The sequence below is a fragment of the Pseudomonas sp. X4 genome, from assembly GCF_040784925.1.
GTDB classification, from domain to species: domain Bacteria; phylum Pseudomonadota; class Gammaproteobacteria; order Pseudomonadales; family Pseudomonadaceae; genus Aquipseudomonas; species Aquipseudomonas putida_Z.
Map to the genome: position 1 here is coordinate 3815531 of NZ_CP160798.1, position 23656 is coordinate 3839186.

General features: G+C 63.9%; 24 protein-coding genes. 7 read left to right on the plus strand and 17 right to left on the minus strand.

Annotated features, from left to right (window positions below):
• The first annotated feature begins 100 nt into the window (after positions 1–100).
• From ABX298_RS17035 to ABX298_RS17045, 3 genes are all read left to right on the plus strand, one after another.
• Positions 101–541: a YkvA family protein gene (locus ABX298_RS17035; RefSeq protein ID WP_015269270.1), complete on the plus strand. Its 441-nt coding sequence runs from the start codon at positions 101–103 to the stop codon at positions 539–541.
• Positions 542–652: 111 nt separating this feature from the next.
• Positions 653–991: a helix-turn-helix transcriptional regulator gene (locus tag ABX298_RS17040; protein WP_039614580.1), complete on the plus strand. Its 339-nt coding sequence runs from the start codon at positions 653–655 to the stop codon at positions 989–991.
• The gene (locus ABX298_RS17045) at positions 988–1356 is read left to right on the plus strand and encodes a hypothetical protein (RefSeq protein WP_013971408.1); all 369 of its coding nucleotides are present in this window, start codon (positions 988–990) and stop codon (positions 1354–1356) included. The genes ABX298_RS17040 and ABX298_RS17045 overlap by 4 nt, the downstream gene beginning before the upstream one ends.
• A 57-nt stretch (positions 1357–1413) precedes the next feature.
• Here ABX298_RS17045 and ABX298_RS17050 read toward each other — a convergent pair whose 3' ends face one another.
• The gene (locus tag ABX298_RS17050; protein ID WP_367393363.1) at positions 1414–2382 is read right to left on the minus strand and encodes an EAL domain-containing protein; all 969 of its coding nucleotides are present in this window, start codon (positions 2380–2382) and stop codon (positions 1414–1416) included.
• A gap of 118 nt (positions 2383–2500) precedes the next feature.
• A complete protein-coding gene (locus tag ABX298_RS17055; RefSeq protein WP_162276774.1) occupies positions 2501–4582 on the minus strand; it encodes a carboxy terminal-processing peptidase in 2082 nt (693 codons plus the stop codon).
• A 144-nt stretch (positions 4583–4726) separates the two neighbouring features.
• Between ABX298_RS17055 and ABX298_RS17060 the strand changes: the two genes are divergently transcribed.
• Positions 4727–5689, plus strand: a complete 963-nt coding sequence (locus tag ABX298_RS17060; RefSeq protein ID WP_350013102.1) for an NAD(P)H-quinone oxidoreductase — start codon at positions 4727–4729, stop codon at positions 5687–5689.
• Positions 5690–5812: 123 nt separating this feature from the next.
• On the opposite strand, the gene ABX298_RS17065 is transcribed toward ABX298_RS17060, so the two are convergent.
• The 6 genes from ABX298_RS17065 to ABX298_RS17090 all read right to left on the minus strand — a co-directional run bounded on the left by ABX298_RS17065 (position 5813) and on the right by ABX298_RS17090 (position 11132).
• On the minus strand, positions 5813–6466 hold the full coding sequence (locus ABX298_RS17065) for an HAD family phosphatase (RefSeq protein WP_075044037.1): 654 nt from the start codon (positions 6464–6466) through the stop codon (positions 5813–5815).
• Positions 6467–6480: 14 nt separating this feature from the next.
• Positions 6481–7470: an ABC transporter ATP-binding protein gene (locus ABX298_RS17070; protein WP_025338060.1), complete on the minus strand. Its 990-nt coding sequence runs from the start codon at positions 7468–7470 to the stop codon at positions 6481–6483.
• A gap of 1 nt (position 7471) precedes the next feature.
• A complete protein-coding gene (locus ABX298_RS17075) occupies positions 7472–8266 on the minus strand; it encodes an ABC transporter permease (protein ID WP_013971414.1) in 795 nt (264 codons plus the stop codon).
• Positions 8256–9107 (minus strand): ABC transporter permease subunit, encoded by an 852-nt coding sequence (locus ABX298_RS17080; protein WP_046616725.1) that lies wholly within the window; start codon positions 9105–9107, stop codon positions 8256–8258. Before ABX298_RS17080 ends, ABX298_RS17075 begins: the two co-directional genes overlap by 11 nt.
• Positions 9104–9910: an alkaline phosphatase family protein gene (locus tag ABX298_RS17085; protein WP_075044040.1), complete on the minus strand. Its 807-nt coding sequence runs from the start codon at positions 9908–9910 to the stop codon at positions 9104–9106. The genes ABX298_RS17080 and ABX298_RS17085 overlap by 4 nt, the downstream gene beginning before the upstream one ends.
• 157 nt (positions 9911–10067) lie before the next feature.
• Positions 10068–11132, minus strand: a complete 1065-nt coding sequence (locus ABX298_RS17090) for an ABC transporter substrate-binding protein (RefSeq protein ID WP_075044041.1) — start codon at positions 11130–11132, stop codon at positions 10068–10070.
• Between the two features lie 317 nt (positions 11133–11449).
• Between ABX298_RS17090 and phnR the strand changes: the two genes are divergently transcribed.
• Positions 11450–12163: a phosphonate utilization transcriptional regulator PhnR gene (gene phnR, locus ABX298_RS17095; protein ID WP_075044042.1), complete on the plus strand. Its 714-nt coding sequence runs from the start codon at positions 11450–11452 to the stop codon at positions 12161–12163.
• 100 nt (positions 12164–12263) lie between these two features.
• On the opposite strand, the gene ABX298_RS17100 is transcribed toward phnR, so the two are convergent.
• The 7 genes from ABX298_RS17100 to minC form a co-directional block, all read right to left on the minus strand.
• Positions 12264–14393 (minus strand): mechanosensitive ion channel family protein, encoded by a 2130-nt coding sequence (locus ABX298_RS17100; protein WP_317409869.1) that lies wholly within the window; start codon positions 14391–14393, stop codon positions 12264–12266.
• Positions 14394–14437: 44 nt separating this feature from the next.
• On the minus strand, positions 14438–14605 hold the full coding sequence (locus ABX298_RS17105; protein ID WP_170929313.1) for a hypothetical protein: 168 nt from the start codon (positions 14603–14605) through the stop codon (positions 14438–14440).
• Between the two features lie 196 nt (positions 14606–14801).
• Positions 14802–16091, minus strand: coding sequence for a M18 family aminopeptidase (locus ABX298_RS17110; protein ID WP_025338066.1), 1290 nt, complete (start codon positions 16089–16091; stop codon positions 14802–14804).
• A gap of 169 nt (positions 16092–16260) precedes the next feature.
• Complete coding sequence (locus tag ABX298_RS17115; protein ID WP_011532730.1) at positions 16261–16896, minus strand: RluA family pseudouridine synthase; 636 nt, start codon at positions 16894–16896, stop codon at positions 16261–16263.
• Between the two features lie 156 nt (positions 16897–17052).
• Positions 17053–17307 (minus strand): cell division topological specificity factor MinE, encoded by a 255-nt coding sequence (minE, locus tag ABX298_RS17120; protein WP_025338068.1) that lies wholly within the window; start codon positions 17305–17307, stop codon positions 17053–17055.
• 3 nt (positions 17308–17310) lie between these two features.
• Positions 17311–18123 carry a septum site-determining protein MinD gene (gene minD / locus ABX298_RS17125; protein WP_013971423.1) on the minus strand — a complete coding sequence of 271 codons (813 nt, stop codon included), beginning with the start codon at positions 18121–18123 and terminating at the stop codon, positions 17311–17313.
• 101 nt (positions 18124–18224) lie between these two features.
• Complete coding sequence (gene minC / locus ABX298_RS17130; protein WP_025338069.1) at positions 18225–18983, minus strand: septum site-determining protein MinC; 759 nt, start codon at positions 18981–18983, stop codon at positions 18225–18227.
• A gap of 111 nt (positions 18984–19094) precedes the next feature.
• On the opposite strand from minC, the gene ABX298_RS17135 reads away from it, so the two are divergent.
• Complete coding sequence (locus ABX298_RS17135; RefSeq protein ID WP_024086430.1) at positions 19095–20030, plus strand: lipid A biosynthesis lauroyl acyltransferase; 936 nt, start codon at positions 19095–19097, stop codon at positions 20028–20030.
• Between the two features lie 149 nt (positions 20031–20179).
• Positions 20180–21328, plus strand: a complete 1149-nt coding sequence (locus ABX298_RS17140; protein ID WP_367393364.1) for a patatin-like phospholipase family protein — start codon at positions 20180–20182, stop codon at positions 21326–21328.
• A 97-nt stretch (positions 21329–21425) separates the two neighbouring features.
• Here the strand turns inward: ABX298_RS17140 and ABX298_RS17145 are convergent, their stop codons facing one another.
• Together ABX298_RS17145 and ABX298_RS17150 are read right to left on the minus strand one after the other, a co-directional pair.
• Positions 21426–22250 (minus strand): VacJ family lipoprotein, encoded by an 825-nt coding sequence (locus ABX298_RS17145; protein WP_080958529.1) that lies wholly within the window; start codon positions 22248–22250, stop codon positions 21426–21428.
• Entirely contained in the window at positions 22243–23541 is a 1299-nt protein-coding gene (locus ABX298_RS17150; protein ID WP_025338072.1) for a serine/threonine protein kinase, read from the minus strand. The genes ABX298_RS17145 and ABX298_RS17150 overlap by 8 nt, the downstream gene beginning before the upstream one ends.
• Positions 23542–23656: the final 115 nt, after the last annotated feature.

Genomic DNA, 23656 nt, shown 5'->3' on the forward strand with positions numbered 1-23656 from the left:
CCGGGGCCCTTGCCTGGCAGGCACCTGGGGTCGGAAACGTCGCCCTGTTCACAAGGTTATCCACAATAAATGTGGATAACCTTTTCCTCTTGGAGGCTCCATGAGCGCACCCTGGAATTTCGCCCGTTTCCTGCCCTTGGCCGAGCGCCTGCTCAGCCGTGGCCGGTTGCCGGCCTTGCTGTTTGCGGTAGCCCGCAAAGGCCCGCGCATCGGCCAGTTGCGTGAAGATGTGAAGCTGCTGCAGTCGCTGTGCCTGGCCTGGTGGCGCGGCGAGTACCGCGCCATCAGCCCCAAGGCGCTGGTCACCATCGTCGCCGGGCTGCTGTATTTCGTCAGCCCCATCGACGCCATCCCCGACTGGCTGCTGGGCGTGGGTTTTCTAGACGACATCGCGGTACTGGGTTGGGTGCTTAAGACCGTGGCTGACGAACTGGCGCGCTTCAAGGCCTGGCGCGACAGCCAGGCGCCCGAGCGGCTGCGCGTGGTCGAGCGCCTGCCGGCCACCCCCGAAGCGCTGCGGTTGGAACGCAACACGCAGTGAAACTGGCCGCAACCGCAGCGCAACTGCACAGACCCCAGAGTTGGTAATATAATTGGCATAAGGGTTATGCCTACGGATTACATGCTGTAATCCTTTTTAAAGGGGTTTGTAATGGGTATTCAGGTCATCAGCCGGGACGGTCAACCCGAGTACGCCGTCGTTCCCTGGGAACAGTACCAGGCACTGCTCAAGGCCGCAGGGCAGGCACCTGCCGAGGTGGTTGCCAGTGAAGCGCAGGGCGATGCAGCCAGTGCGCCATTGCCGGCCTTCAGCGAAGTGGCACAGATTCGCCAGGCCAAGGGCATTGCACCTGAGCAACTGGCGCGCAATGTCGGGGTAAGCCCGGCTTACCTGGCCATGATCGAATCGGGCGAACGCCAACCGGATGCTGCCATCCGCCGAGCCCTGGCCTGGCATCTGGGGGTGGCTGGCTGGAGCGAGCCATCATGAGCCAGGTCAGGATCAGCCGTCAGCATTGGGATAACCTGCTGGGCGAGCTTGACCTGGCCCGTCGTCAACGTCACTTGCTGACGTATCGAGCGCTGATCGAGCGCTTGCAGTTGCCCAGCCCGGCCATGCAGACGCTGACAGCCGCGCTGGAGTACCTGGCGGTGCTGGATGCCCGCGCCGAGCAGCCATTGCGCAGCTCGCTGGTGATCAGCCAGGGTGCCAGCCGTTTGCCGCGTACCGGTTTTTTTGAGTGCGTGGAGCGCCTGGGGCGTTTCTCCGGGCCGGTGGATGGCATGGAGGCGGCGTCGTGGCATGCCTCCGAAGTCGTCCGGGTATTCGAGTACAGCTACCCCGAAACAGCCTGATTTGCCTGTTCCGGCCTCTTCGCGGGCACGCCCGCTCCCACAGGTACAGCACAAGGCTCAAGACCTGTGGTGAACCTGTGGGAGCGGGTTTACCCGCGAAGAGGCCGGAACAGGCAAAGCATCTCTGTGGATCAGCCCACAAGCCCTGCCATCGGCATCTACCACCGCCAATGACTCCAGGTGCCGGTGCCGGCCAAACAACTCCAGCAACTGCCCAATCGTGGCATTGAGCCGCACCGTCGGCTGTCCGGCCTGCGGAACGTTCATCAGCGCCGGTAGCGGCCTGCTTTCGCGCGCCCCCAGCTCCTGCGGCCGCCCCAGCAGGTAGCCCTGCACCAGGTCCACGCCCATCTCCACCAGCACCGCCAGCTCTTCCGCCAGCTCGATGCCTTCGGCAATTACCTGCGCCTTCGACGCCCGGGCAATCTGCAGTATCGAACCGACGAACTCACGCTTGAGCGGGTCGCGGTGGATGCCGTCGATGAAATGGCGGTCGATCTTCACGTATTCGGGGCGCAGCTCCGACCACAGGCGCAGGCTGGAATAACCCGCCCCCAGATCGTCGATGGCAATCGAGAAGCCCATGTCCCGGTAGTGGTGCAGCGCATTGGACAGCAGCTGAAAGTCGTCGGTCGGGGTGTGTTCGGTCAGTTCGATCACCACCCGGCTGGGTGGCAGGCCGACCTGTTCGAGCAGTTTCAGGGTCTGCCCGGAGGGGTAGTGCGGCTCCAGCAGCGATTCCGGCGAGATGTTGAGAAACAGCTTGCCCTGCAGCTGCTGTTCGCTGAAACGCCGGCAGGCGCTTTCCCGGCAGGCAGCCTCCAGCTCGGTCAGGCGGCCGGCCTGGCGGGCGATGGTAAACAGGTTCAGTGGTGCGTGCAGTGGGCTGTTGGACGGCCCTCGGCTCAATGCTTCATGGCCGAAAACCCGCTGCTCGCTCAGGCACATGATCGGCTGGAACAGACTGTGGATGCTGCGTTGAGCCAGGATGGCACTCAAGGCACTGAGCTGTTCGGCGACGGTCATGACGTATTCCTGAAAATGAAAGGGCCGGGCGTTTCCACGCCCGGCCCCTCTATTTCACGACAGCGCGATGACTGTTTGATGACAAGTGAAACTAATTTGCCATCATTGCCGCAGTGCCTTACTTCTTGGCCACCTTGGTGCTCGCACTCAGGTAGTCGATCAGGATGCGACCGGTTTCCGACAGATAGGCATCGTCTTCCGGCTTGGTGTTTTCATCCTCGGTCGGCAGCGCGTCCTCGTCCTCTTTCTTCAGCTCCTTCAGCGGCTCTTCACCCTTGGCCTTGCGGCGGATGTTCTCCAGCGCCAGCTGCTTGGCCTCGATTTCGTCGTGGCGTGCACGGCGGTCCTGCTCGTTGAGGCTGACGGTCTTCTCGTTCATCAGCTTCTGGGTCAGGGCCAGGCGGTCGCGGATGTAGGTGAACTCCGCGTCCTTGTCGCTGCGCGCTTCATGCTGCGCCTTGAGCTGGGCCAGGAACGGCTTGAACGGGTCGGCCGCCGGCTTGACCACCGGGCGAATGGTGTCCCATGGCATGGCCTCGGGCAGGGCGCTCTCGCCGATTTCCTTGGTGTCGATGATCGACGGGTAGTCGATGTCCGGCAGCACGCCCTGGTGCTGGGTGCTCTGCCCGGAAACCCGGTAGAACTTGGCCAAGGTAAGCTTCAGCTCGCCATGGTTGAGTGGCTGGATGGTCTGCACGGTGCCCTTGCCGAAGGTCTGGCCACCGATGATCAGCGCACGGTGGTAGTCCTGCATGGCACCGGCGAAGATCTCCGAAGCCGAGGCCGACAGGCGGTTGACCAGCAGCGCCAGCGGGCCCTTGTAGAAGGCACCGGGGTTTTCGTCTTCCAGCACGTCGACACGGCCGTCGCTGTTGCGCACCAGCACGGTCGGGCCTTTCTCGATGAACAGGCTGGTCAGCTCGGTGGCTTCCTGCAGCGAGCCGCCGCCGTTGTTGCGCAGGTCGATGACCACGCCGTCGACTTTTTCTTTCTGCAGCTCGGTGAGCAGCTTCTTCACGTCCCGCGTGGTGCTCTTGTACTCCGGGTCACCGGCGCGGTAGGCCTTGAAGTCGAGGTAGAAGGCCGGGATCTCGATGATGCCCAGCTTGTAGTCACGCCCGTCCTGCTTGAGCTTGAGCACCGACTTCTTCGCTGCCTGCTCTTCGAGCTTCACCGCCTCGCGGGTGATCGACACGATCTTGCTGGTCTGGTCGCTAGGTGCGTTGCTGGCCGGGATGATCTCCAGGCGCACCACCGAGCCTTTCGGGCCGCGGATCAGCTTGACCACTTCGTCCAGGCGCCAGCCGACCACGTCGACCATTTCCTTGTTGCCCTGGGCCACGCCGATGATCTTGTCGGCCGGTGCCACCTGCTTGGTCTTGGCCGCCGGGCCAGCCGGCACCAGGCGCACGATCTTGACCTGGTCGTTGTCGCTTTGCAGCACTGCGCCGATGCCTTCCAGCGACAGGCTCATGTTGATGTCGAAGTTTTCCGCGTTGTCCGGCGACAGGTAGTTGGTGTGCGGGTCGTAGGACTGGGCGAAGGTATTGATGTAGGCCTGGAAGATGTCCTCGGCACGGGTCTGGTCCAGGCGCGACAGCTGGTTCTTGTAGCGCTTGGTCAGGGTTTCCTGGATTTGCTTGGGTTCCTTGCCGGCGATCTTCTGGCGCAGCACTTCGTCCTTGACGCGTTTGCGCCACAAATCGTCGAGCTCGGCCTGGTCCTTCATCCATGGGGCGTCCTTGCGGTCGATCAGCAAGGTTTCCTTGGCGTTGAAGTCGATCTTGTCCACGCCCTTGTTCAGCTCGGCCAGGGCGAAGTCCAGGCGTTGCTTGACGCGGTCCAGGTAGCGTTTGTAGATGGTGAAGCCCGGGTCCAGGTTACCGCTCTTGAGGAAATCGTCGAATTGCGTTTTCCATTTGTCGAATTCGGCGATGTCGGCAGCGGTGAAGTAGCTGCGCGCCGGGTCCAGCAGCTTGATGTAACTGTCATAGATGATGACCGAACGGGCGTCGTCCAGCGGCGGCTTGCTGTAGTGGTGGCGCTTGAGCAATTCCACCACGTTGAGGCTGGCGACGATCTCGTCGCGGTCCGGCTGCAGGCTGTCCCATTTGTTGGCGGCCGCCGCATTGCCGCCGAGCGTGAGGCTGCCCAGGCCGATCATCAGCGCCAGGGCGGTGCTTGGGAGGAAATGCTTCATGCTGATTCGACGTGGAGACAATTGATCACGCATAGTAGGCCGTCTTTTCTGTTCACCGGTTGCAAAAAACCGGATGCATACTGCAAAAAGCCTGGGGACTTGGCGTTCCCAGGCTCGGTCATATGATTCAACTATGGAGGCACTGTGAAGGCATTGCAAGGCGTTGACGGACATGTGGCTTGGGTCGAGGCTGAGCGCCCGGCCTGCGACGCGGGTCAAGTGCGCATTCGCGTGGCCGCAGCGGGGCTGAACCGCGCCGATCTGCTGCAGATGAAAGGTTTGTATCCACCACCACCAGGCGCCAGCCCCTACATGGGCCTGGAGTGCGCCGGGGTGATCGAGGAAGTGGGTGCCGGTGCCGACTGGCGGGTGGGTGACCGGGTGTGCGCGCTGCTGGCCAGCGGCGCCATGGCCGAGGAAGTGGTGGTGGATGCCCGCCACGTGCTGCCTGTACCCGAAGGCCTTAGCCTGCACGAGGCGGCGGCGTTGCCGGAGGTGTATGCCACTGCCTGGCTGAACATCTTCCAGCTGGGTGGCGTGAAAGCTGGCGAGAAGGTGCTGGTGCACGCTGGCGCCAGCGGCGTTGGCTCGGCCGCCATCCAGCTGTGCAAGGCATTCGGCAGCCCGGTGTGGGTCAGCGTCGGTTCGCAGGACCGCCTGGCCTACTGCGAGGCGCTGGGCGCCGCCGGCGGTGTGGTACGCAACGAGAACCTGGAGGCGCTGGAAGGTTTCGGCCCGTTCGATGTGATTCTCGACCCGGTGGGCGCCAGCTACGGCGAGCTCAACCTCAAGCTGCTGGCACGTGACGGGCGCTGGGTGATCATCGGCCTGATGGGCGGGCGCAAGTTCGAGCTGGACCTGGCACAGGTACTGGGCAAGCGCCTGGAGATTACCGGCTCCACGCTGCGCAACCGCGACGACGGCTTCAAGGCCGAGTTGCTGCGCGATTTGCAGCAGCAGGTTTGGCCGCTGTTTGCCGAAGGGCGCCTGTCGCCGCAGCTGGTGGATACCTACCCGGTGGAGTTTGCCCAGGCGGCGTATGCCGAGCTTGAGACCAACCAGGTGTCGGGCAAGCTGGTGATGGTGATCGACCCTAGCCTGGTGTAAGCAGGCCTGGCCCCTTCGCGGGTGAACCCGCTCCCACAGGGATTACCACAGGCTTGAAAACTGTGTGGTCCCTGTGGGAGCGGGTTTACCCGCGAAAGGGCCGGTGCAGGCGATGTGGTTACCTCAGGCCCAGCTCAGGATCGGCCACTTGTTGACCTCGGCATGCTCCCGCAACACCGCATCCGGGTTCACCACATGCGGATGATCCACCTTCAACAACAACGGCAAATCGTTCCGCGAGTCGGAATAGAAACTCGCCCCCTCCAGGTTCTCCTGCTCCTGGTCCAGCCACTCCAGCAACCGCGTGATCTTCCCTTCGCGATAGGTCAGCACCCCATGGGTCTTGCCGGTATAAACCCCGTTCACCGCCTCCAGTTCGATCGCCAGGTATTCGTCCACCCCCAGCCGCGCCGCAATCGGCCCGACCAGGTGCGTACCCGACGCCGAAATGATCAGGATGCGATCCCCGCGCTTGCGGTGCTCGGCAATGCAGCGGCAGGCGTCGCCGTAGATGATCGGCTCGATCACCTCTTCGACCCACGGCGTCACCAGGTGCTCGACCTCTTCCAGGGTGCGCCCGGCAATCGGTTCCAGGCTGAAGGCCATGTACTCCTCCATCCGCAGATGGCCCCTGCCGTAGGCTTCCATCAACTCATGGTCGCGGCGCAGGAAGTCCTTGCCGTCGACCCAGCCCAGCCGGGCCATCTGCTCGCTCCACAGCGACGCGCAGTCGCCGTGGATCAGGGTTTCGTCCAGATCGAAAATTGCCAGTGCCATGGTGTTGATTCTCCTTAGGCCACTTCTCGTAGCGCCGTGGGGTCGATCGACAAGCTTACCCGTTGCCCGTCCGCGTGCAGGTCGGACGGTGAGCGGTTGAGCACGTCGACCACCAGTTCCACCTCGCGCACCCGCACCCGGTAGCGGATCACGTTACCCAGCAGGCTGTGGCTGCGCACTTCGGCGTCCAGTTCGCCGTTGATGCCCAGGGTGATCGACTCGGGGCGGATCGCCAGGCGGCTGGCCACCGGGCGCTGCAGCAGGCGGCTGGCGCTGTCGGCGTCGAGCAGGTTGTAGTTGCCGATGAAGCCGGCGGCAAACAGGTCCACCGGCGCGGTGTAGAGGGTTTCGGCATCGCCGCTCTGGACGATGCGGCCCTGGTTCATCAGGAAGATGCGGTCGGACATGGTCAGCGCTTCTTCCTGGTCGTGGGTGACGAAGATGGTGGTCAGCCCCAGCTCGCGCTGGATGGCGCGGATCTGCTCGCGCAGGTGCTTGCGGATGCGCGCATCCAGGGCCGACAGCGGCTCGTCGAGCAGCAGCAGGCGCGGGCGGGTGACCAGCGAACGGGCCAGGGCCACGCGCTGGCACTGGCCGCCGGACAACTGGTGCGGGTAGCGCCCGGCGAAGTTGCCCAGCTCCACCAGCTCCAGCGCCTCGCGTACCCGGGCCTGGCTTTCTTCGGCCTTGACCTTCTGCATGCGCAGGCCGAAGGCGACGTTCTGCTCCACGGTCATGTTGGGGAACAGCGCATAGCTCTGGAACACCATGCCGATACCGCGCTTTTGCGGGCTCAGCGGCACGATGTCATGGCCGTCGAGCAGGATCTGCCCGCTGTCCACCGGGGTCAGCCCGGCGATGCAGCGCAGCAGCGTGGACTTGCCGCAACCGGACGGGCCAAGCAGGGTAACGAACTCGCCGCGTTCGATACGGCAGTCGATGTTCTCGAACACCGGGCTGCCGGCGTAGCTTTTTTGCAGTTTCTGTACGCTGACGAAGCTCATGTCAGGTCTTGTCCTTGTTCAGGCGGTTGGCGACCCAGGTCAGTACCAGCACGAAGGCGAAGTACGAGATCACCAGCGCGCTGTTGAAGTGGCCGCTGCTGTTGCGCATGTTGTTCAGGTAAACCTGGAGGGTCTCGTAGCGGGTGCCGACCAGCAGGTTGGCGAACACGAACTCGCCAAACAGGAACGAGAACGACAGCAGCAGAGCCACCATCAGGCCCTTGCGCAGGTTCGGCAGCACTACCAGCAGCGCCGCCTGCCAGGTGCTGGCGCCCAGCAGCTGGGCGGCGTCCATCAGGTCGCGCAGGTTGATCGCCTGCAGGTTGTTGGTGATGGCCCGGTACATGAACGGCAGGGCAATGGTGAAGTAGCAGCCGATCAGGATCCACGGCGTGCCGACCATGGCCATGGGCCCGCTGCCATACAGCTGCAGCAGCCCCACCGACGACACCACCGGCGGCACCGCGAACGGCAGCAGGATGAGGATGTTCATCAGCGCGTCGAGCCTGGGGAAGTGGTAGTGCACCACGAACAGCAGCGGCAGGATCAGCACCACCGACAGCAGCAGTGCGCCCACGCACACCAGCAGCGACTGGCCGAAGGCAGCCAGGAAACGCGGCTCGCTCCACAGCGCGATGTACCACTTGAAGGTCAGGCCGCTGGGCAGCAGGCTGGCCGACCAGCTGGTGGCCAGCGAGTAGAGCAGGGTGCCGGCCAGCGGCAGCAGCAGGATGAGGAACAGCAGGTAGACCACGGCGCGGTGGTACCAGCCGCCGGAACGGGCGTCAGCGCGCATGGTAGCTCCTTTTCAGCAGCCATTGATGCACCACCGTGACCAGCGTCATCAGCCCCACCAGGACCATCGCCAGGGCGCTGGCCAGGTTGGGATCGAGGCTGATGTCACCGGCCACCAGGCCGGCGATGCGGATCGGCAGTACGTTGAAGTTGCCGGTGGTCAGCGCGTACACGGTGGCATAGGCACCGAGGGCGTTGGCCAACAGGATGACGAAGGTGCCCAGCAGTGCCGGGGTCAGCACCGGCAGGCCGATGTGCCGCCAGAATTGCCAGTGGTTGGCGCCCAGCAGCGCGGCCGACTCGCGCCAGTCTTCACGCAGGGCGTCGAACGCTGGGTACAGCAGCAACACGCCAAGCGGGATCTGGAAGTAGGTGTACACCAGGATCAGCCCGCTCTTGGAATAGATGCTGAAGTCCTCCAGCAGGCCGACCTGCTTCAGCAGCAGGGTCAGCGCGCCGTTGAAACCGAGCAGGATGATGAAGGCGAAGGCCAGCGGCACCCCGGCGAAGTTGCTGGTCATGTTGGCGAAGGCGCTGACGAAGTCGCGCAGCTTCGAGTCCACCTGGCGCAGCGAGTAGGCGCCGAGGGTGGCGATGACGATGCCGAACAGGCTCGACCAGAAGCTGATCTCCAGGCTGCGTTGCAGCGCCTGCAGGTAGAACTTCGAGGCGAATACCTTGCTGAAGTTGTCCACGCCCCAACCTGCTTCCGATTGCAGGCTGTTGATCGCCACCCAGGCCAGCGGGGCGATCTGGAAGATGACGAAGAACACGGCGAACGGTAGCAGGCAGAGCAGGGCCAGATAGCGGCCACGGGCGCTGCTGCTCTTGGGTGTGGTCACTTCAGCAGCTCCCGGCAGACGCTCTTGTCATGCGGTGCGCCGAGCAGCTCGCAGATGGTCCCGCACAGTTCGGTCTGCAGCGGTTTGGCCGCTGGGTCGAGGCTGAAGGCATCGCCGAAGACGAACAGCGGCACTTCGCGCTCCTCGGTCAGCAGGCCATTGTGCGAGCGGTCGTTGTTCATGCCGTGGTCGGCGGTGACCAGTACCTGGTAGCCCTCTTCGAGCCAGCCTGGCAGGTAGTCGGCCAGCAGGATGTCGGCGCTGCGCGCGGCGTTGCGGTACTGGCTGCTGTCCAGGCCGTGATGATGGCCGACATCGTCGATGCTCATCGGGTGCACCAGCAGGAAGTTGGGGGCGTGGCGGCGGCGCAGGTATTCGCCATCGGCCAGCAGGTGCGAATCGGGGTAACGGTCGTCCCAGTAGAACAGCCCGTGCTGGATCGGCAGTTTCGGTGCGTGGGTATGGCGGTCGCGCTGCGGGTCGAAGGGCGAGCGGTTGTACAGTTCGCTCATCCAGTGATAGGCCGCCGCCGCAGTGCCCAGGTTGGCCTCGCGGGCGTAGTGGAACACGCTGCGCTGGTTGGACAGGCGGTTGACGTTGTTGTGCACGATGCCGCTGTCGATCGGCGGCACACCGGTGAGGATGCACTCGTACAGCGGCCGCGACAGCGACGGTAGTTCGCATTCCACGCGGTACAGCGCGGCACGGTCGGCCTCGACGTAGGCGTGCAGGTGGCCCATGGCGTGGTGGGCGACCTGGTAGTTGAGGCCGTCGAGCAGGACCAGGATGACGTTGTGGCTCATTCAATACTCCGCAAAGGAACCGGGGAGGGCTTCGCCCTCCTTTCGCGACACAAGGCCGCTCCCACAGGGACAGCGAAAACCTCTGGGGCGACGCAGGCCCTGTGGGAGCGGCCTTGCGTCGCGATGGGCTGCGCAGCAGCCCCAGGATGGTCCTGCCTTACTCCATCTCGATGATCACCTGCTCCTGCCACATCTGCGGCAGTTTCTTCGAGCTCGCTTCCCAGGCCTCGGCGTTCTTGATCGGCTGCGCGGCCTTGTACTGTTCGTTGGGCAGCAGCTTGGCCTGCACATCGTCCGGCAGCTTCAGGTGCTCGGCACGGATCGGCCGCGCATGCCCCTTGGCCAGGTTGATCTGCCCGGCGTCGCTGAAGATGTATTCACGCGTCAGCTTGGCCGCGTTCGGGTGCTTGGCGTACTTGTTGATGATGGTGGTATAGCCGGAGATCACCGAGCCATCCGACGGGATCAGCACTTCGAAACGCTTGGGATCGATTTGTTCACGGTAGCTCAGGCCGTTGAAGTCCCACACCACGCCCACTTCCACCTCGCCCTTCTCCAGGGTCTGGATGGTCGGGTTGGCCAGCGACAGGCGCTTCTGCTGGGCCAGCTTGGTGAACAGTTGCAGGCCCGGTGCCAGGTTGGACTCGTCACCCTTGTAGGCGATCGCTGCTGCCAGCACGCCGTTGGCGGCCTGGGCTGCGGTGCCGACGTCACCGATGGCAACCTTGTACTTGCCTTTTTCCAGGTCGTGCCAGGTCGTTGGCCGCTCGCCTTCCTTGACCAGGTCCTTGTTGATGATGAAGGCGATGGTGCCGGTATAGGCCAGCGCCCAGTGGCCGTCCTTGTCCTTGGCCCAGGTCGGCACCTGGTCCCAGGTGCTCGGCTTGTACGCCTGGCTCACGCCCTTGCTCACGGCGATCGGGCCGAAGGCGGCACCCACGTCGCCGATGTCGGCGCTGGCGTTGTCCTTCTCGGCTTCGAACTTGGCGATTTCCTGGGCCGAGCTCATGTCGGTGTCGCTGTGCTTGAGGCCGTACTTGCTGGCCAGGTCTTCCCAGGTGCCTTTCCAGTTGGCCCAGGCATCGGGCATGCCCACGCTATTGACGTTGCCTTCCTTGCGGGCGGCGTCTTCCAGGGCCTTGAGGTCGGTATCGGCGGCCATGGCCGTGGTACACAGGGCGATGGCCGAACCGAGCAGTGACGCCATGAACAACTTTTTCATCCGAAGCTCCTTGGGTGGGTGCCTTTAGCGATGGTTGTTATGAGTGAAGCCGTTGTCTGGTGACCGTTGGTCTAGGTCAGCAAACCTTGAGCCAAGGTAGGCTGCTTGCGTGACAGTTTGATGTAGGGAAGGGCCGGTGAAGGCCCTGAAGCTACAGCGTAGACCACGCAGCCGCCCCGGTTCTGCTGGGTTGGCGCGTTTCTGGCAGTGTCTGGCCAAAGCCTTTGTCACAGGATGTTCATCAGCCCTGCCTAGGCTTGCACTATTCTCCAAGTGCCCTGTTCTGGGGCTGGACTAGTCCAGATAGGTAACCTTTGATGCAGTCGATGCCACCGCGTGCGGTAACAGCCATCTGTCACGCTCTGCAGGAGCAGATCGAGCACGGCCTGCTGGCGCCGGGCGGCAAGCTGCCGGCCGAGCGCAAGCTCAGCGAGGTGTTCGATACCACGCGCATTACCCTGCGTGAGGCGCTGGTGCAGCTCGAAGCCCAGGGGCTGATCTACCGCGAAGAGCGTCGCGGCTGGTTCGTCGCGCCCGAACGGCTGACCTACGACCTGATCGAGCGCAGCCATTTCCATGCCATGGTCCGCGACCAGGGGCGGGTGCCCAGTACCGAACTGTTGTCGGCGCGGCAGCAGCCGGCCTCGGCGGCCATCTGTGCGCGCTTGCAGCTGCCGGCGCTGTCCAGCGTGGTACGTATCTGCCGGTTACGGCGGATCGATGGGCGGGCGGTGCTGTATGCCGAGCACTACCTCAACCCCCGGTACTTCCCGGAGATTCTCGAACAGGACCTGGCCCAGTCGCTGACCGAGATTTATGGGCGGGTGTATGGCATCCAGTATGGGCAGGTGTGCTTCGAGATCTTGCCGACGGCGTTGCCGGTGGAGGCGGCCAGTGCCTTGAAGGTGTCGGCGGGAAGCCCGGGGTTGCATATCACCCGGGTCAACAGTGACCAGCATGGGCACCTGATCGACTGTGACCTGGAGTATTGGCGGCATGATGCCATCCGCATCCGCGCCCAGGCTGGATGAAAAGTTGGCTTCTTCGCGGGTAAACCCGCTCCCACAGGGACCGCACAGGTTTCAGCCTTTGCACAGTACTTGTGGGAGCGGGTTCACCCGCGAAGAGGCCCTAACTGGAGGAACCGGCAGTCACTACCTGCACTGACAACCTTGGCGTGGCCAAATCCAGCCCCGCCTCATCCAGCTGCCGCTTCAACGCCAGGTTGAACGCCCGCGAAACCTCCCACTGCTTGATAGGCGCAGTCTTGAACCGCGCCCGCAAGATCGCCGACCCCGACTCGAAGCTCTCCACCCCCTGCAGCTCCAGCGGCGACCAGATGTTGCGGCGCATCAGCGGGTCGTTGCGCAGCTTCTGCCCCACTTCGCGAATCAGCGTGATCGCCTGGTCGATGTTCATGCTGTGCGGGATCGCCACGCGGAAGATCGCGTAACCGAACTCGCGGGAGTAGTTCTTGATGCTCTTGATCTCGCTGAACGGGATGGTATGCACGATGCCGTCGATGTCACGCAGGCGCACGGTACGGATGGTCAGCCCCTCCACCGTGCCCAGGTGGCCACCCACATCGACGTAGTCGTCGATGGCCAGCGAGTCCTCGATGATGATGAACAGCCCGGTGATCAGGTCGGCCACCAGTGACTGCGCACCAAAGCCGATGGCCAGGCCGATCACACCGGCACCCGCCAGCAGCGGGGTGACGTTCATGCCCATGTTGGCCAGGGCGACGATCACCGCGATGATGAAGATGACCACGAACATCACGTTGCGGATCAACGGCATCATGGTTTGCGCGCGGGCGTTGGCCAGGCCTCGGCGCGAACGCACCAGGGCGTGGTGCACGGCGGTGTCGGCAAGGATCCACACCAGCCAGGCGACGATCAGCGTGCCGGCCAGGCCCAGCAGGCGCACGCTTATGTCGTGGCCGTCGCCTTCGGCGAAGCTGATCATCGACAGGCCCCACACGCGCAGCCCCAGCTCGATGAACACCAGCCAGATGAACAGGTGCACCAGCAGGTAACCGAAGTTGCGCAGGCGCTCGGCATACACCGCCTGGCGCTTGTTGGCGCGCTTGGGGTTGGCGGCGTGGCGGCGCACCAGGCCGTTGAGCACCATGCACACCACCACCAGCACCGTGCACATCAGCGACTGGCGCAGGGCGGTGCTGGTGTCGCCGGCCGAGATGAAGGTAGCGAACAGCGAAATCGCCACCAGGATCAGTGCCGGCACGAACCAGAAGCTGCCGAGGATCTCGATGGTGTCGCTGAGGGTGCGCCGGGTCAGGCGCCGTGACAGTGGCTGGTTGCGGATCAGGTGGGCGATCGGGCGGCGGAAGCGCAGGATGAACAGCCCGGTGCACAGCGCCGCAATCACGTTGGCCAGGGTGGCCAGTGCGTGGGCCAGGTGGGTGCCGAGGGCGACCATCAGGCGCGGGTCGCTCATCGCTTCGCCAAACGCGGCGAAGCTGCCGATCAGCCATAGCGGGCGAAACGCCTGGTGGCGCAGGATGTGCAGGGCGCGGTGGCGGTGGGGGCCGTCGAGCAGCGAGAAGGCGATCACGCAGATGGCCGAGAAGCAGGTGCCGACCACCAGTGCGTAGGCCAGCACCATGGCCAGCGACTTGCCCAGCGACGGCGGCAGCACGAAGCTCAGGTACACGGTGAACAACAGCGCAACCAGCCACGGGCCCAGCTTGCGCAGGGCAAAGCGCACAAGGTCCCAGGTGCGCGGGTGCTGTGGCAGTTCCTCGCTCAGGCCAAAACGCAGGCGTACCCGATGCCCGACCCAGTTGAAGACGTAGGCCAGCACGCTCCAGACGGCAATGACGGCGGCAAAGCCGAACAGGATGGCCGGCCACTGGTGCACCGGCACCATCAACTCGGTCAGTTCGGCCTGGGCCTGTTCGATTTCCGCGGCCCAGCGATGGAACGGGCTGGCATCGCCGCTGAACTGCTTTTCGAAGTCATGCAGGGCGCCGCCGATCAGGCCGAGCACGCCCTGTTCGACGGTGGGTTGCGATTGCCTGGTGGCGTCGCGCAGCTTTTTCAGGTCGGCCAGCAGCTTGGCCCGCTGCTGGTCGTTTTCCAGGTTCTTGATCACCTCGTCCAGCGACTTGCCCAGCGGTTCGCTGGCCTCAGGTTGCGCGGGCGCGCTGCCACCCAGCAGGCCTGGCAGGCCCGCAGCCTGTAGCGGGGTGACAAACAGGAACAGCAGCAGGAACAGGCAACGCAGGAGGGCAGGCACTGGCAAAACTACCTCAGGTCAAACGATTGGCCGAGTGTAGAGGTTTATGACGGCAGTTTCTCGAGGATCTTCCAGCAGGTGAGGCCGAAGATACCCAAGGTACCGATCCACATCATCAGTACGCCGATGTTGCGCTCGCGCAGACTGAAACCGATGGTCAGCAACATCAGGAACAGAAACACCGGCACGAACAGGGACAGGAACGGGGACATGGACAGCAATCCTTTTGCAGTGGGGCCATGTAACAAGCATAGCGGGTAGCGGGCGAAGCGGGATTGACCTTGAGCAGGCCCGGCCTCTTCGCGGGCATGCCCGCTCCCACAGGTACTGCACAGGCCTTGAATGCTGTGATGATCCTGTGGGAGCGGGCGAGCCCGCGAAGAGGCCAGGCCTGCTTGCATCAAGACATCAAGGCAACTCGCGGCAACGGTAGAAGGCGCTCAGCACCTTCACCAGGTGCGCCAGGTCATGGCTACCGCACAGCTCGCGAATCGAATGCATGGCAAAGGTCGGCAAGCCGATATCCACCGTACGCACGCCCAGGTGGCTGGCCGCAATCGGCCCGATGGTCGAGCCACAGCCCATGTCGCTGCGTACCACGAAGCTCTGCACCGGCACTTCCTCGGCCATGCACAGGTGACGGAAGAACCCGGCGGTTTCGCTGTTGGTAGCGTAGCGCTGGTTGTTGTTCACCTTGATTACCGGCCCGGCGTTGAGCTTGGGCCCGTGGTTGCCGTCGTGCTTGTCGGCGTAGTTGGGGTGCACGCCGTGGGCGTTGTCGGCCGACACCATCAGCGAGCGCTGGATGGTGCGCACGTAGGCGTCGCCATCCGGCAGCAGGCGTTGCAGGGTCTGCTCCAGCATCGGCCCGTCGGCGCCACAGGCCGAGCAGCTGCCGACTTCTTCATGGTCGTTGCACACCAGTACGCAGGTTTCGTCGCTGTCGGCGGCCAGCAGGGCCTGCAGGCCGGCGTAGCACGACAACAGGTTGTCCAGGCGCGCACCGGCGATGAAGTCGCCGTTCAGGCCGACCAGCGCGGCGTCCTGGGTGTCGTAGAAGCTCAGCTCGTAATCCAGCACCACATCGGCGATCAGTTCGTGCTCGCGGGCCAGTTGCTCGGTGAGCAGGGCGCGGAAGTCGATGCGTTCGTCACCCGCCACCTGGGCCAGGATCGGCGGCAGCTCGTTCTGCGGGTTGATCGCCCAGCCTTCGTTGGCGGTGCGGTTGAGATGGATCGCCAGGTTGGGGATGACCGCGATCGGCAGCTTGAAGTCGATCAACTGGCTTTCGACCTTGCCGTCACGGCGGTAGGTGACCCGGCCGGCCAGCGACAGGTCGCGGTCGAACCATGGCGCCAGCAGGGCGCCGCCATACACTTCGACGCCCAGTTGCAGGAAGCCCTGGCGCTGCAGCTCGGGCTGCGGCTTGACCCGCAGGCACGGGCTGTCGGTGTGGGCGCCGACCATGCGGATACCGTTCAGCAACGGTGCCTGCTTGCCCAGCTTGATGGCGATGATCGACGAGTCGTTGCGGGTGACGTAGTAGCGGCCGCCAGGCACTGTGGCCCAGCTGTCGCGCTCGTCCAGGCGCTGGTAGCCGGCAGCTTCCAGACGCTGGGCCAGGCTGGCGGTGGCGTGGAAGGGCGTGGGGGAGGCCTTGAGGAAGTCGATAAGGCCAGAATTCAGTACGTCGCGCATAGCTCACTCCAGACAGCAGTGGCGCGAGTTTAGCGTATTAGGTCGACAAATTGTGTCTGCCTCTTCGCGGCTGAAGCCGCTCCCACAGGTACTGCACAACCGTCGAAAGCGGTACGGTCCCTGTGGGAGCGGCTTTAGCCGCGAAGAGGCCGGCACAGGCTGTACAAATTCAGAAAGGCGCAGGGCACTCGAACTTCAACCGCTCCCCGGACACCGGGTGGGTAAAGCTCAGCATCGAGGCATGCAGGCACAGCCGCTCGTGGGCAGCCAGTGCCTCGGGGTTGGCATACAGCCGGTCGCCCAGCAGCGGGTGCCCGATCGACAGCATGTGTACGCGCAACTGGTGCGAACGCCCGGTAATCGGTGTCAGCTCTACCCGGCAGTAATCACCGCAGCGCTCGACGATGCGCCAGAAGGTCAGCGCATGCTTGCCCTGTTCGTGGTCCACCACATGCCGTGGCTTGGTCGGCGGGTCGTAGCGCAACGGCAGGTCGATGCTGCCGCTGTCCAGCGCCGGCTGGCCCCAGCACAGCGCGGTGTAGGCCTTTTCGGTTTCGCGGTCGTGGAACTGGCGCGACAGCTCACGGTGGCTGTCGGCATCCCGGGCCAGCAGGATGATGCCGGAAGTTTCCCAGTCCAGGCGGTGCACGATCAGCGCGTCGGGGTAGCCGTTTTCCTGCAGGCGGGTGATCAGGCAGTCCTTGTTGTCCTCGGCGCGGCCGGGTACCGACAGCAGCAGGGTCGGTTTGTTGATCACCAGGATGGCGGCGTCTTCGTGCAGGATCTGGATGTTGGACAGCGGCATTGCTTGGTCTCGGTTATATCGGGGAAAACACTGGGGCCGCCTTGCGGCCCATCGCCGGCAAGCCAGCTCCCACAGGTACAGCGCGAACCCTGTGGGAGCTGGCTTGCCGGCGATGGGCTGCAAAGCAGCCCCAATGATCCAGGCCTGGTCGCGAAATCAGCGATCCGGCAAGGTGATGTTCAGCTCCAGAATCGAACAGCTACCCTGGTTTTCCAGCTCGATATGCACATCATCGTTGCCGATGTTCACATATTTGCGGATCACTTCCAGCAGTTCTTTCTGCAGCGCTGGCAGGTAGTCCGGTTCGCTGCGTTGGCCGCGCTCGTGCGCCACGATGATCTGTAGACGCTCTTTCGCTACCGACGCGCTGGTAGTTTTCTGTCTGCCACGAAAGAAGTCAAAAAGGTTCATGGTTTACTTGCCTCCAAACAGGCGCGCGAAGAATCCTTGCTTCGGCACTTCGATGAACCGCAGGGGCTTTTCTTTGCCCAGCAGACGGTCGACGGTATCGCTATAAGCCTGGCCGGCATCGCTCTGGTCGTCGAGGATGACCGGGATACCCTGGTTGGAAGCCTTGAGCACTGCCTGGCTCTCGGGGATCACACCCTTGAGCTTGATCGCCAGGATCTCTTCGACGTCGGCGATGCTCAGCATTTCGCCCTTTTCCACGCGCTCCGGGTGGTAGCGGGTGATCAGCAGGTGTTCCTTGATCGGCTCTTCGCCGTTCTCGGAGCGGCGCGACTTGCTCGACAGGATGCCCAGCATGCGGTCGGAGTCACGTACCGAGGACACCTCGGGGTTGGTGACCACGACGGCTTCGTCGGCAAAGTACATGGCCAGGTGTGCGCCTTTCTCGATACCGGCCGGCGAGTCGCAGATGACGAAGTCGAAGTCTTTCTTCAGCTCCATCAGGACCTTTTCCACGCCTTCCTGGGTCAGCGCGTCCTTGTCACGGGTCTGGCTGGCGGCCAGCACGTACAGGTTCTCGAGGCGCTTGTCCTTGATCAGGGCCTGTTGCAGGTTGGCTTCGCCGTTGACCACGTTGACGAAGTCGTACACCACGCGGCGTTCGCAGCCCATGATCAGGTCGAGGTTACGCAGGCCCACGTCGAAGTCGACGATGACGGTCTTGTGGCCACGCAGTGCGAGGCCGGTACCAATGGCGGCGCTGGTGGTGGTCTTGCCCACACCCCCCTTGCCGGAAGTAACCACGATAATCTTGGCCAAGGTGTTTCACCCCTAAAATAATCGGGACACAAGTCCCTGCAAAAATACAAATAAACGGCAACGGTAAGAAAAGTTGCACTAAAAATGCTGGCAAGTATCCGTTAAAGACGGGTGATGTTCAACACGTCGCCAGACAGGCTGACTTGCACGCCAGTGCCCCACAGCGGGTCGCGGCGCAGGTCTTCGCATACCTTGTACTGGCCGGCGATGGAAACCATTTCGGCGGTCATCTGCTGGCAGAAGATACGTGCCTTGGTATTGCCTTTGATGCCGGCCAGGGCGCGGCCGCGCATGGCGCCGTACACATGGATGTTGCCATCGGCCAGAAGTTCCGCCCCCGGGCTGACCGAGCCGGTCACCACCAGGTCGCCGCCCTGGGCGTAGATCTGCTGGCCGCCACGTACTGGCGAAGTGATGATGCGGGTCGGGCGCACCTCGGGTTCGAGGATTGGCGGCGGGACAGGAGCCGGCTCGGGCTTCTTCACCTCGGGTTCGGGCTCCAGCGGCCGTTCGCGGGCGCCGGATGGCGGCAGCACCGGCAGGTCGATGGCGATGGCGGCGGCGATGTCCTCGATGCGGTTGGCGCGAATGGCCAGGGTACGCAGGCCGTGGTGGCGGCAGATCCGCATCAAGCCGGGCAGGTCGATTGCCCCCTCGTCGGCCGGCAGCTTGTCCAGCGCCAGCACCAGCGGCGTGTTGCTGAAGAAGTTCGGTGCCTGGGCGACTTTGGCCGCCAGTTGGCGGTCGAGGGCTTCAAGGTCATTGCGCGCCAGTTCCAGCACTGTAATGGCGAGCATGCTGCCCTTGAGCTGGAACACGGAGGCGGTGTCGGGTGTGTGGTTTGGGCTCATGGTCTGCATAGACGGCTTGTTGCGAAAAAAGTGCCCTGACTTATAACGATAAGACCGGTTGCCCGCAACATGCGCTGATCCGTTGTAGAATGCGCGGCCTTTGTCTTTCCGGAAGCTTCAATGGAACGCCCGCGTTTTCGTCCCTATTTCCTTCACCCACGTTTCTGGGGCCTGTGGCTGGGCCTGGGCCTGCTGTGGCTGGTGGTCCAGTTGCCGTACCGGGTCCTGTTGAAAGTCGGTGCCGCGCTGGGAGCGGTGATGTACCGCTTTGCCGGTGAGCGGCGGCGCATTGCCGCGCGCAACCTGGAGCTGTGCTTCCCGGAGCTGTCGGTCGACGAACGGCAGCGCCTGCTCAAGGCCAACTTCGCCTCCACCGGTATCGCCTTCTTCGAAATGGCCATGAGCTGGTGGTGGCCCAAGGCCCGGCTGGCGCGCCTGGCCCATGTCGAGGGGCTGGAGCACCTGCAGGCCGCCCAGCAGGCGGGGCAGGGGGCCATCCTGATGGCGGTGCACTTCACCACCCTGGAAATCGGCGCCGCGCTGCTGGGCCAGCAGCACACCATCGACGGCATGTACCGCGAGCACGGCAACCCGCTGTTCGACTTCATCCAGCGCAGCGGCCGCGAGCGGCATAACCTCGACTCGCTGGCGGTGGAGCGCGAGGACGTGCGCGGCATGCTCAAGCTGCTGCGTTCGGGCCGGGCGATCTGGTACGCGCCGGATCAGGACTACGGCGCCAAGCAGAGCCTGTTCGTGCCGCTGTTCGGCATCCCGGCGGCGACGGTGACCGCCACCACCAAGTTTGCCCGGTTGGGCAAGGCGCAGGTGATTCCATTCACCCAGAAGCGCCTGGAGGATGGCAGCGGCTATCGCCTGGTGATCCACCCGCCGCTGGCGGACTTCCCCGGGGAGAGCGAAGAGGCTGACTGCCTGCGCATCAACCAGTGGGTGGAAAGCGTGTTGCGCGAATGCCCCGAGCAGTACCTGTGGGCGCACCGCCGGTTCAAGTCGCGGCCCGAAGGGGAGCCGCGGCTGTATGACAAGAAGAAGCGCTGAATTTTCTTTTGCCTGTGCCGGCCTATTCGCGGGTGAACCCGCTCCCACAGGTTCTCCACAGGCCTTGAAGGCTGTGCAATACCTGTGGGAGCGGGTTTACCCGCGAAAGGGCCGGCACTGACAGCACACCAACCCCAGGAAGGACTCCTATGGCCCCACCCCCGGTAACCGGTCTTATCCTTTCTGGCGGCGGCGCCCGCGCTGCCTACCAGGTCGGCGTGCTGGCTGGCATCGCCGAGCTGCTGCCCGCTGGCGCGCACAACCCGTTCCCGGTCATCGTCGGCACCTCCGCCGGCGCCATCAACGCCGTCACCCTGGCCAGCGGCGCCACCCATTTCAGCGACGCCGTACAACGGCTCACCGCCTTCTGGCAGAACTTCCGCAGCCACCTGGTCATCCGCAGCGACTGGCCCGGTGTGGTCCGCCAGGCCAGCCGCTTCGTCGCCCACAACCTGCTGGGCGTGGGCGGCCCGGCGCCAGTGGCGCTACTGGACAGCAGCCCATTGCGCGGCTTGCTGCAGGCGCACCTGAACCTGGACGGTATCGCCCACTCCCTGGCCGCCGAGCAACTGCGCGCCGTCGCGGTGACCGCCTTTGGCTACGAGTCCGGCCAAGCGGTGACCTTCTACCAAGGGCGCGGCACCATCGAAGCCTGGTTGCGCCACCGCCGCATCGGCATGCCCACGCCGTTGACCATCGACCACTTGCTGGCCAGCGCGGCCATCCCGCTACTGTTCGCCCCGGTGCGGCTGGGCGACGAATATTTCGGTGATGGCGCGGTACGCCAGTCGGCACCGATCAGCCCGGCCCTGCACCTGGGCGCCAGCCGGGTACTGGTAGTCGGGGTCAGTGGCAACCCGCAGCGGCCGGCGCCACCATTGCCGACCCAGCGGGTGTTCAGCGGCCAGCAGCCGAGCCTTGCGCAGATCGGCGGGCACATGCTCAACAGCACGTTCATTGACAGCCTGGAAGACGACATCGAGCTGCTGCAGCGCCTCAACCACCTGAGCCACCTGTTGCCGGCGCACCTGGACGCCCGGCGCCTGGGCCTGGCGCCAATCGACGTGCTGGTGGTGGCGCCCAGCCAGCCGCTGGACGAAATTGCCGCGCGGCATCGGCGCGAGTTGCCGGCGGCCTTGCGCATGTTCCTGCGCGGGCCGGGGGCGACACGCACCAGCGGGGCGGGGGTGTTGAGCTATTTGCTGTTCGAGGCCAGTTACTGCAGCGAGCTGATAGAGCTGGGGCGAAAGGATGCCTTGACCAAGAAGCGGGAGCTTTGCCAGTTCCTGGGGATTTGATGTTGCTTGTGCCGGCCTCTTCGCGGGTAAACCCGCTCCCACAGGGATCGCACGATACCTGTGGGAGCGGGTTTACCCGCGAAGAGGCCTGGCTTGCCTACTCGGCTATCTGCAACTTGCGCGCCTGGGTATACACATACCGCACCTTCTCGTACTCGAACGGCGAGTTGAGCTGGCCATAGCGGAATTTGGTGCTGTAGCGCTTGTCTACCACGCGCAGCACGGAGATTTCCGGGTGGTCGCTGCTGGCTTCGGCCACGTTCAGGTAGTTGATTGCCTGTTCGCCTGCATAGTCCACCACCAGCCCGGTGGTATCGCGCAGGTTCGACGGCCCCAGCACCGGCAGCATCAGGTACGGCCCGTCCGGTACGCCATAAAAGCCCAAGGTCTGGCCAAAGTCTTCACTTTGCCGCGGCAGGCCCATCTTGGTCGCCGGGTCCCACAGCCCACCCACGCCGATGATGGTGTTGAACATCAGCCGCGCGGTGATCTCCGCCGAGCGCTTGGCCTTCAACTGCAACACGCTGTTGAACAGGTTCGGCACGTCGCCCAGGTTGTTGAAGAAGTTGGTCACCCCGGTGCGCACGAAGCGTGGGGTGACGTACTGGTAGCCGCTTACCATCGGCAGCAGCACCCATTGGTCCAGGCGGTAGTTGAAGTGATAGACGCGCCGGTTGATCGACTCCAGCGGGTCGTACACGTTCAGCGCTTGCAGGGTGGAGCGTTCGAACTCGCGCTGGTCCAGCCCCGGGTTGAATTTCAGCTCGCGCAACGGGTCGACGAAACCATCGGCCTCGGGCGCCAGTGGTGCCTCGGTGACTTGCGGGTCGGCCTCGATCACGCTGGCCCGAGGGGCGGTTTCGGCGGCCAGGGCCTGGCCGGCGGCGAACAGGGCAGTGGCGAAGAGGAGTTTGTTAACCACGGAAGAACTCCAGCATGGCGTCACTGTTGACGCGGTAATTGAGGTTGCCGCAATGGCCGCCATGGGGGTAAAGGGTCAGGCGCTCACCGAACACCTTGCGCAGGAAGCCGATGTCGCCAGGGCCGAGGATGACGTCGTCGGCGTTGTGCATCACGGCGATCTTGTCGCTGCTGCTCAGGTAGTCTTCCAGCGCATACAGGCTGACCTGGTTGACCAGTTGCAGGATGCTGTTGCCGTCGGTGCGGGCGCGCCACATGGGGATGACCTGCTCGGTCATGTAGCAGTCGAAGTCGCACTGCAGGGCACGCTTGAAGAACGGCGTGAGGCTGCTGCCCTCGGTGATCGGGAATTTCGGCGGAATGATCAGGCCGCGGCGGTTGATCAGGTCGGAGGTGAAGGCAATGTCGGCCGCCGAGAAGCGGAACGAGGTGCCGATCAGCATGGCCATCTGCTCGTTGGACAGGTGCTGGCGTGACTGCTGGAAGTCGTACAGCAGGGCTTCATTGAGGTCGATGTAGCCCTTTTCCTGGAAGTAGCGGGTCAGCTTGGCCAGCATCAGCTCGTAGAAGGTGGTGCTGCGGTCGATGCCCTTGACCTGGGTCTGCACCAGCTTGTCCAGGTTGTTGATCGAGGTGTACAGGTTGACCGGCGGGTTCAGCAGCAGCACGCGCTTGAAGTTGAAGCTGCGGCGGGTTTCGTCCAGGTGGCTGACAAAGGCAGCGTCGAGTGCGCCCAGGCTGTAGCCGGTGAGGTAGAACTCGCTGATCGGCAGGCGCGGGTGCTGGGCGCGCACAGCCTGCATCACCCGGTACATGTCTTCGGCATCATCCTGGCTGACGCCTGGGGTGGCGAAGCGCGAGGCTGCGCTCATGAAGTCGTAGCTGGTGGGCGAGGACAGCTGCACCACGTGGAAGCCGGCCTGGTAGAACAGCTTTTTCAGGTATTCGTTGATGCTGCTGGTGTAGGGCGCACCGGTGCCGGCGATGATGAAGATCAGCGGCGCCTCGTGGTCCTGGCGGGCTAGGCGGTACTTGAGCTTCTTCACTGCCCAGAAGTTGTCGGGCAGGGTGAACTCACGGTCCGGGCGCAGGTTGAGGCTGTAGTCGGACTGGCTGATTTCGTCGTCGCCGGGCAGGGTGGGTCGCTGGTCCGGCGGCGTGGTGGCGATGGTTGCCTCGAACGGGTTGGTCAAGGGGTAGCCATAGCTTGCGGCGTCGATATCCCGCGCCGAAGCGGCCACAGCCATGAGCAGGCCGCCGAGCAAGGCAGCGAGGCGCAAAGATCGAAGCATGTAATCCCCCAAAAGAACGCAAGGTCGAGCAGTGTGCAGGCTAGGACCACAACGGGCCGGGCAAAGTTGCCAGGTGCGGTGGTCTTTGGTGTGCTTGTTATCTGCAACATAGCTG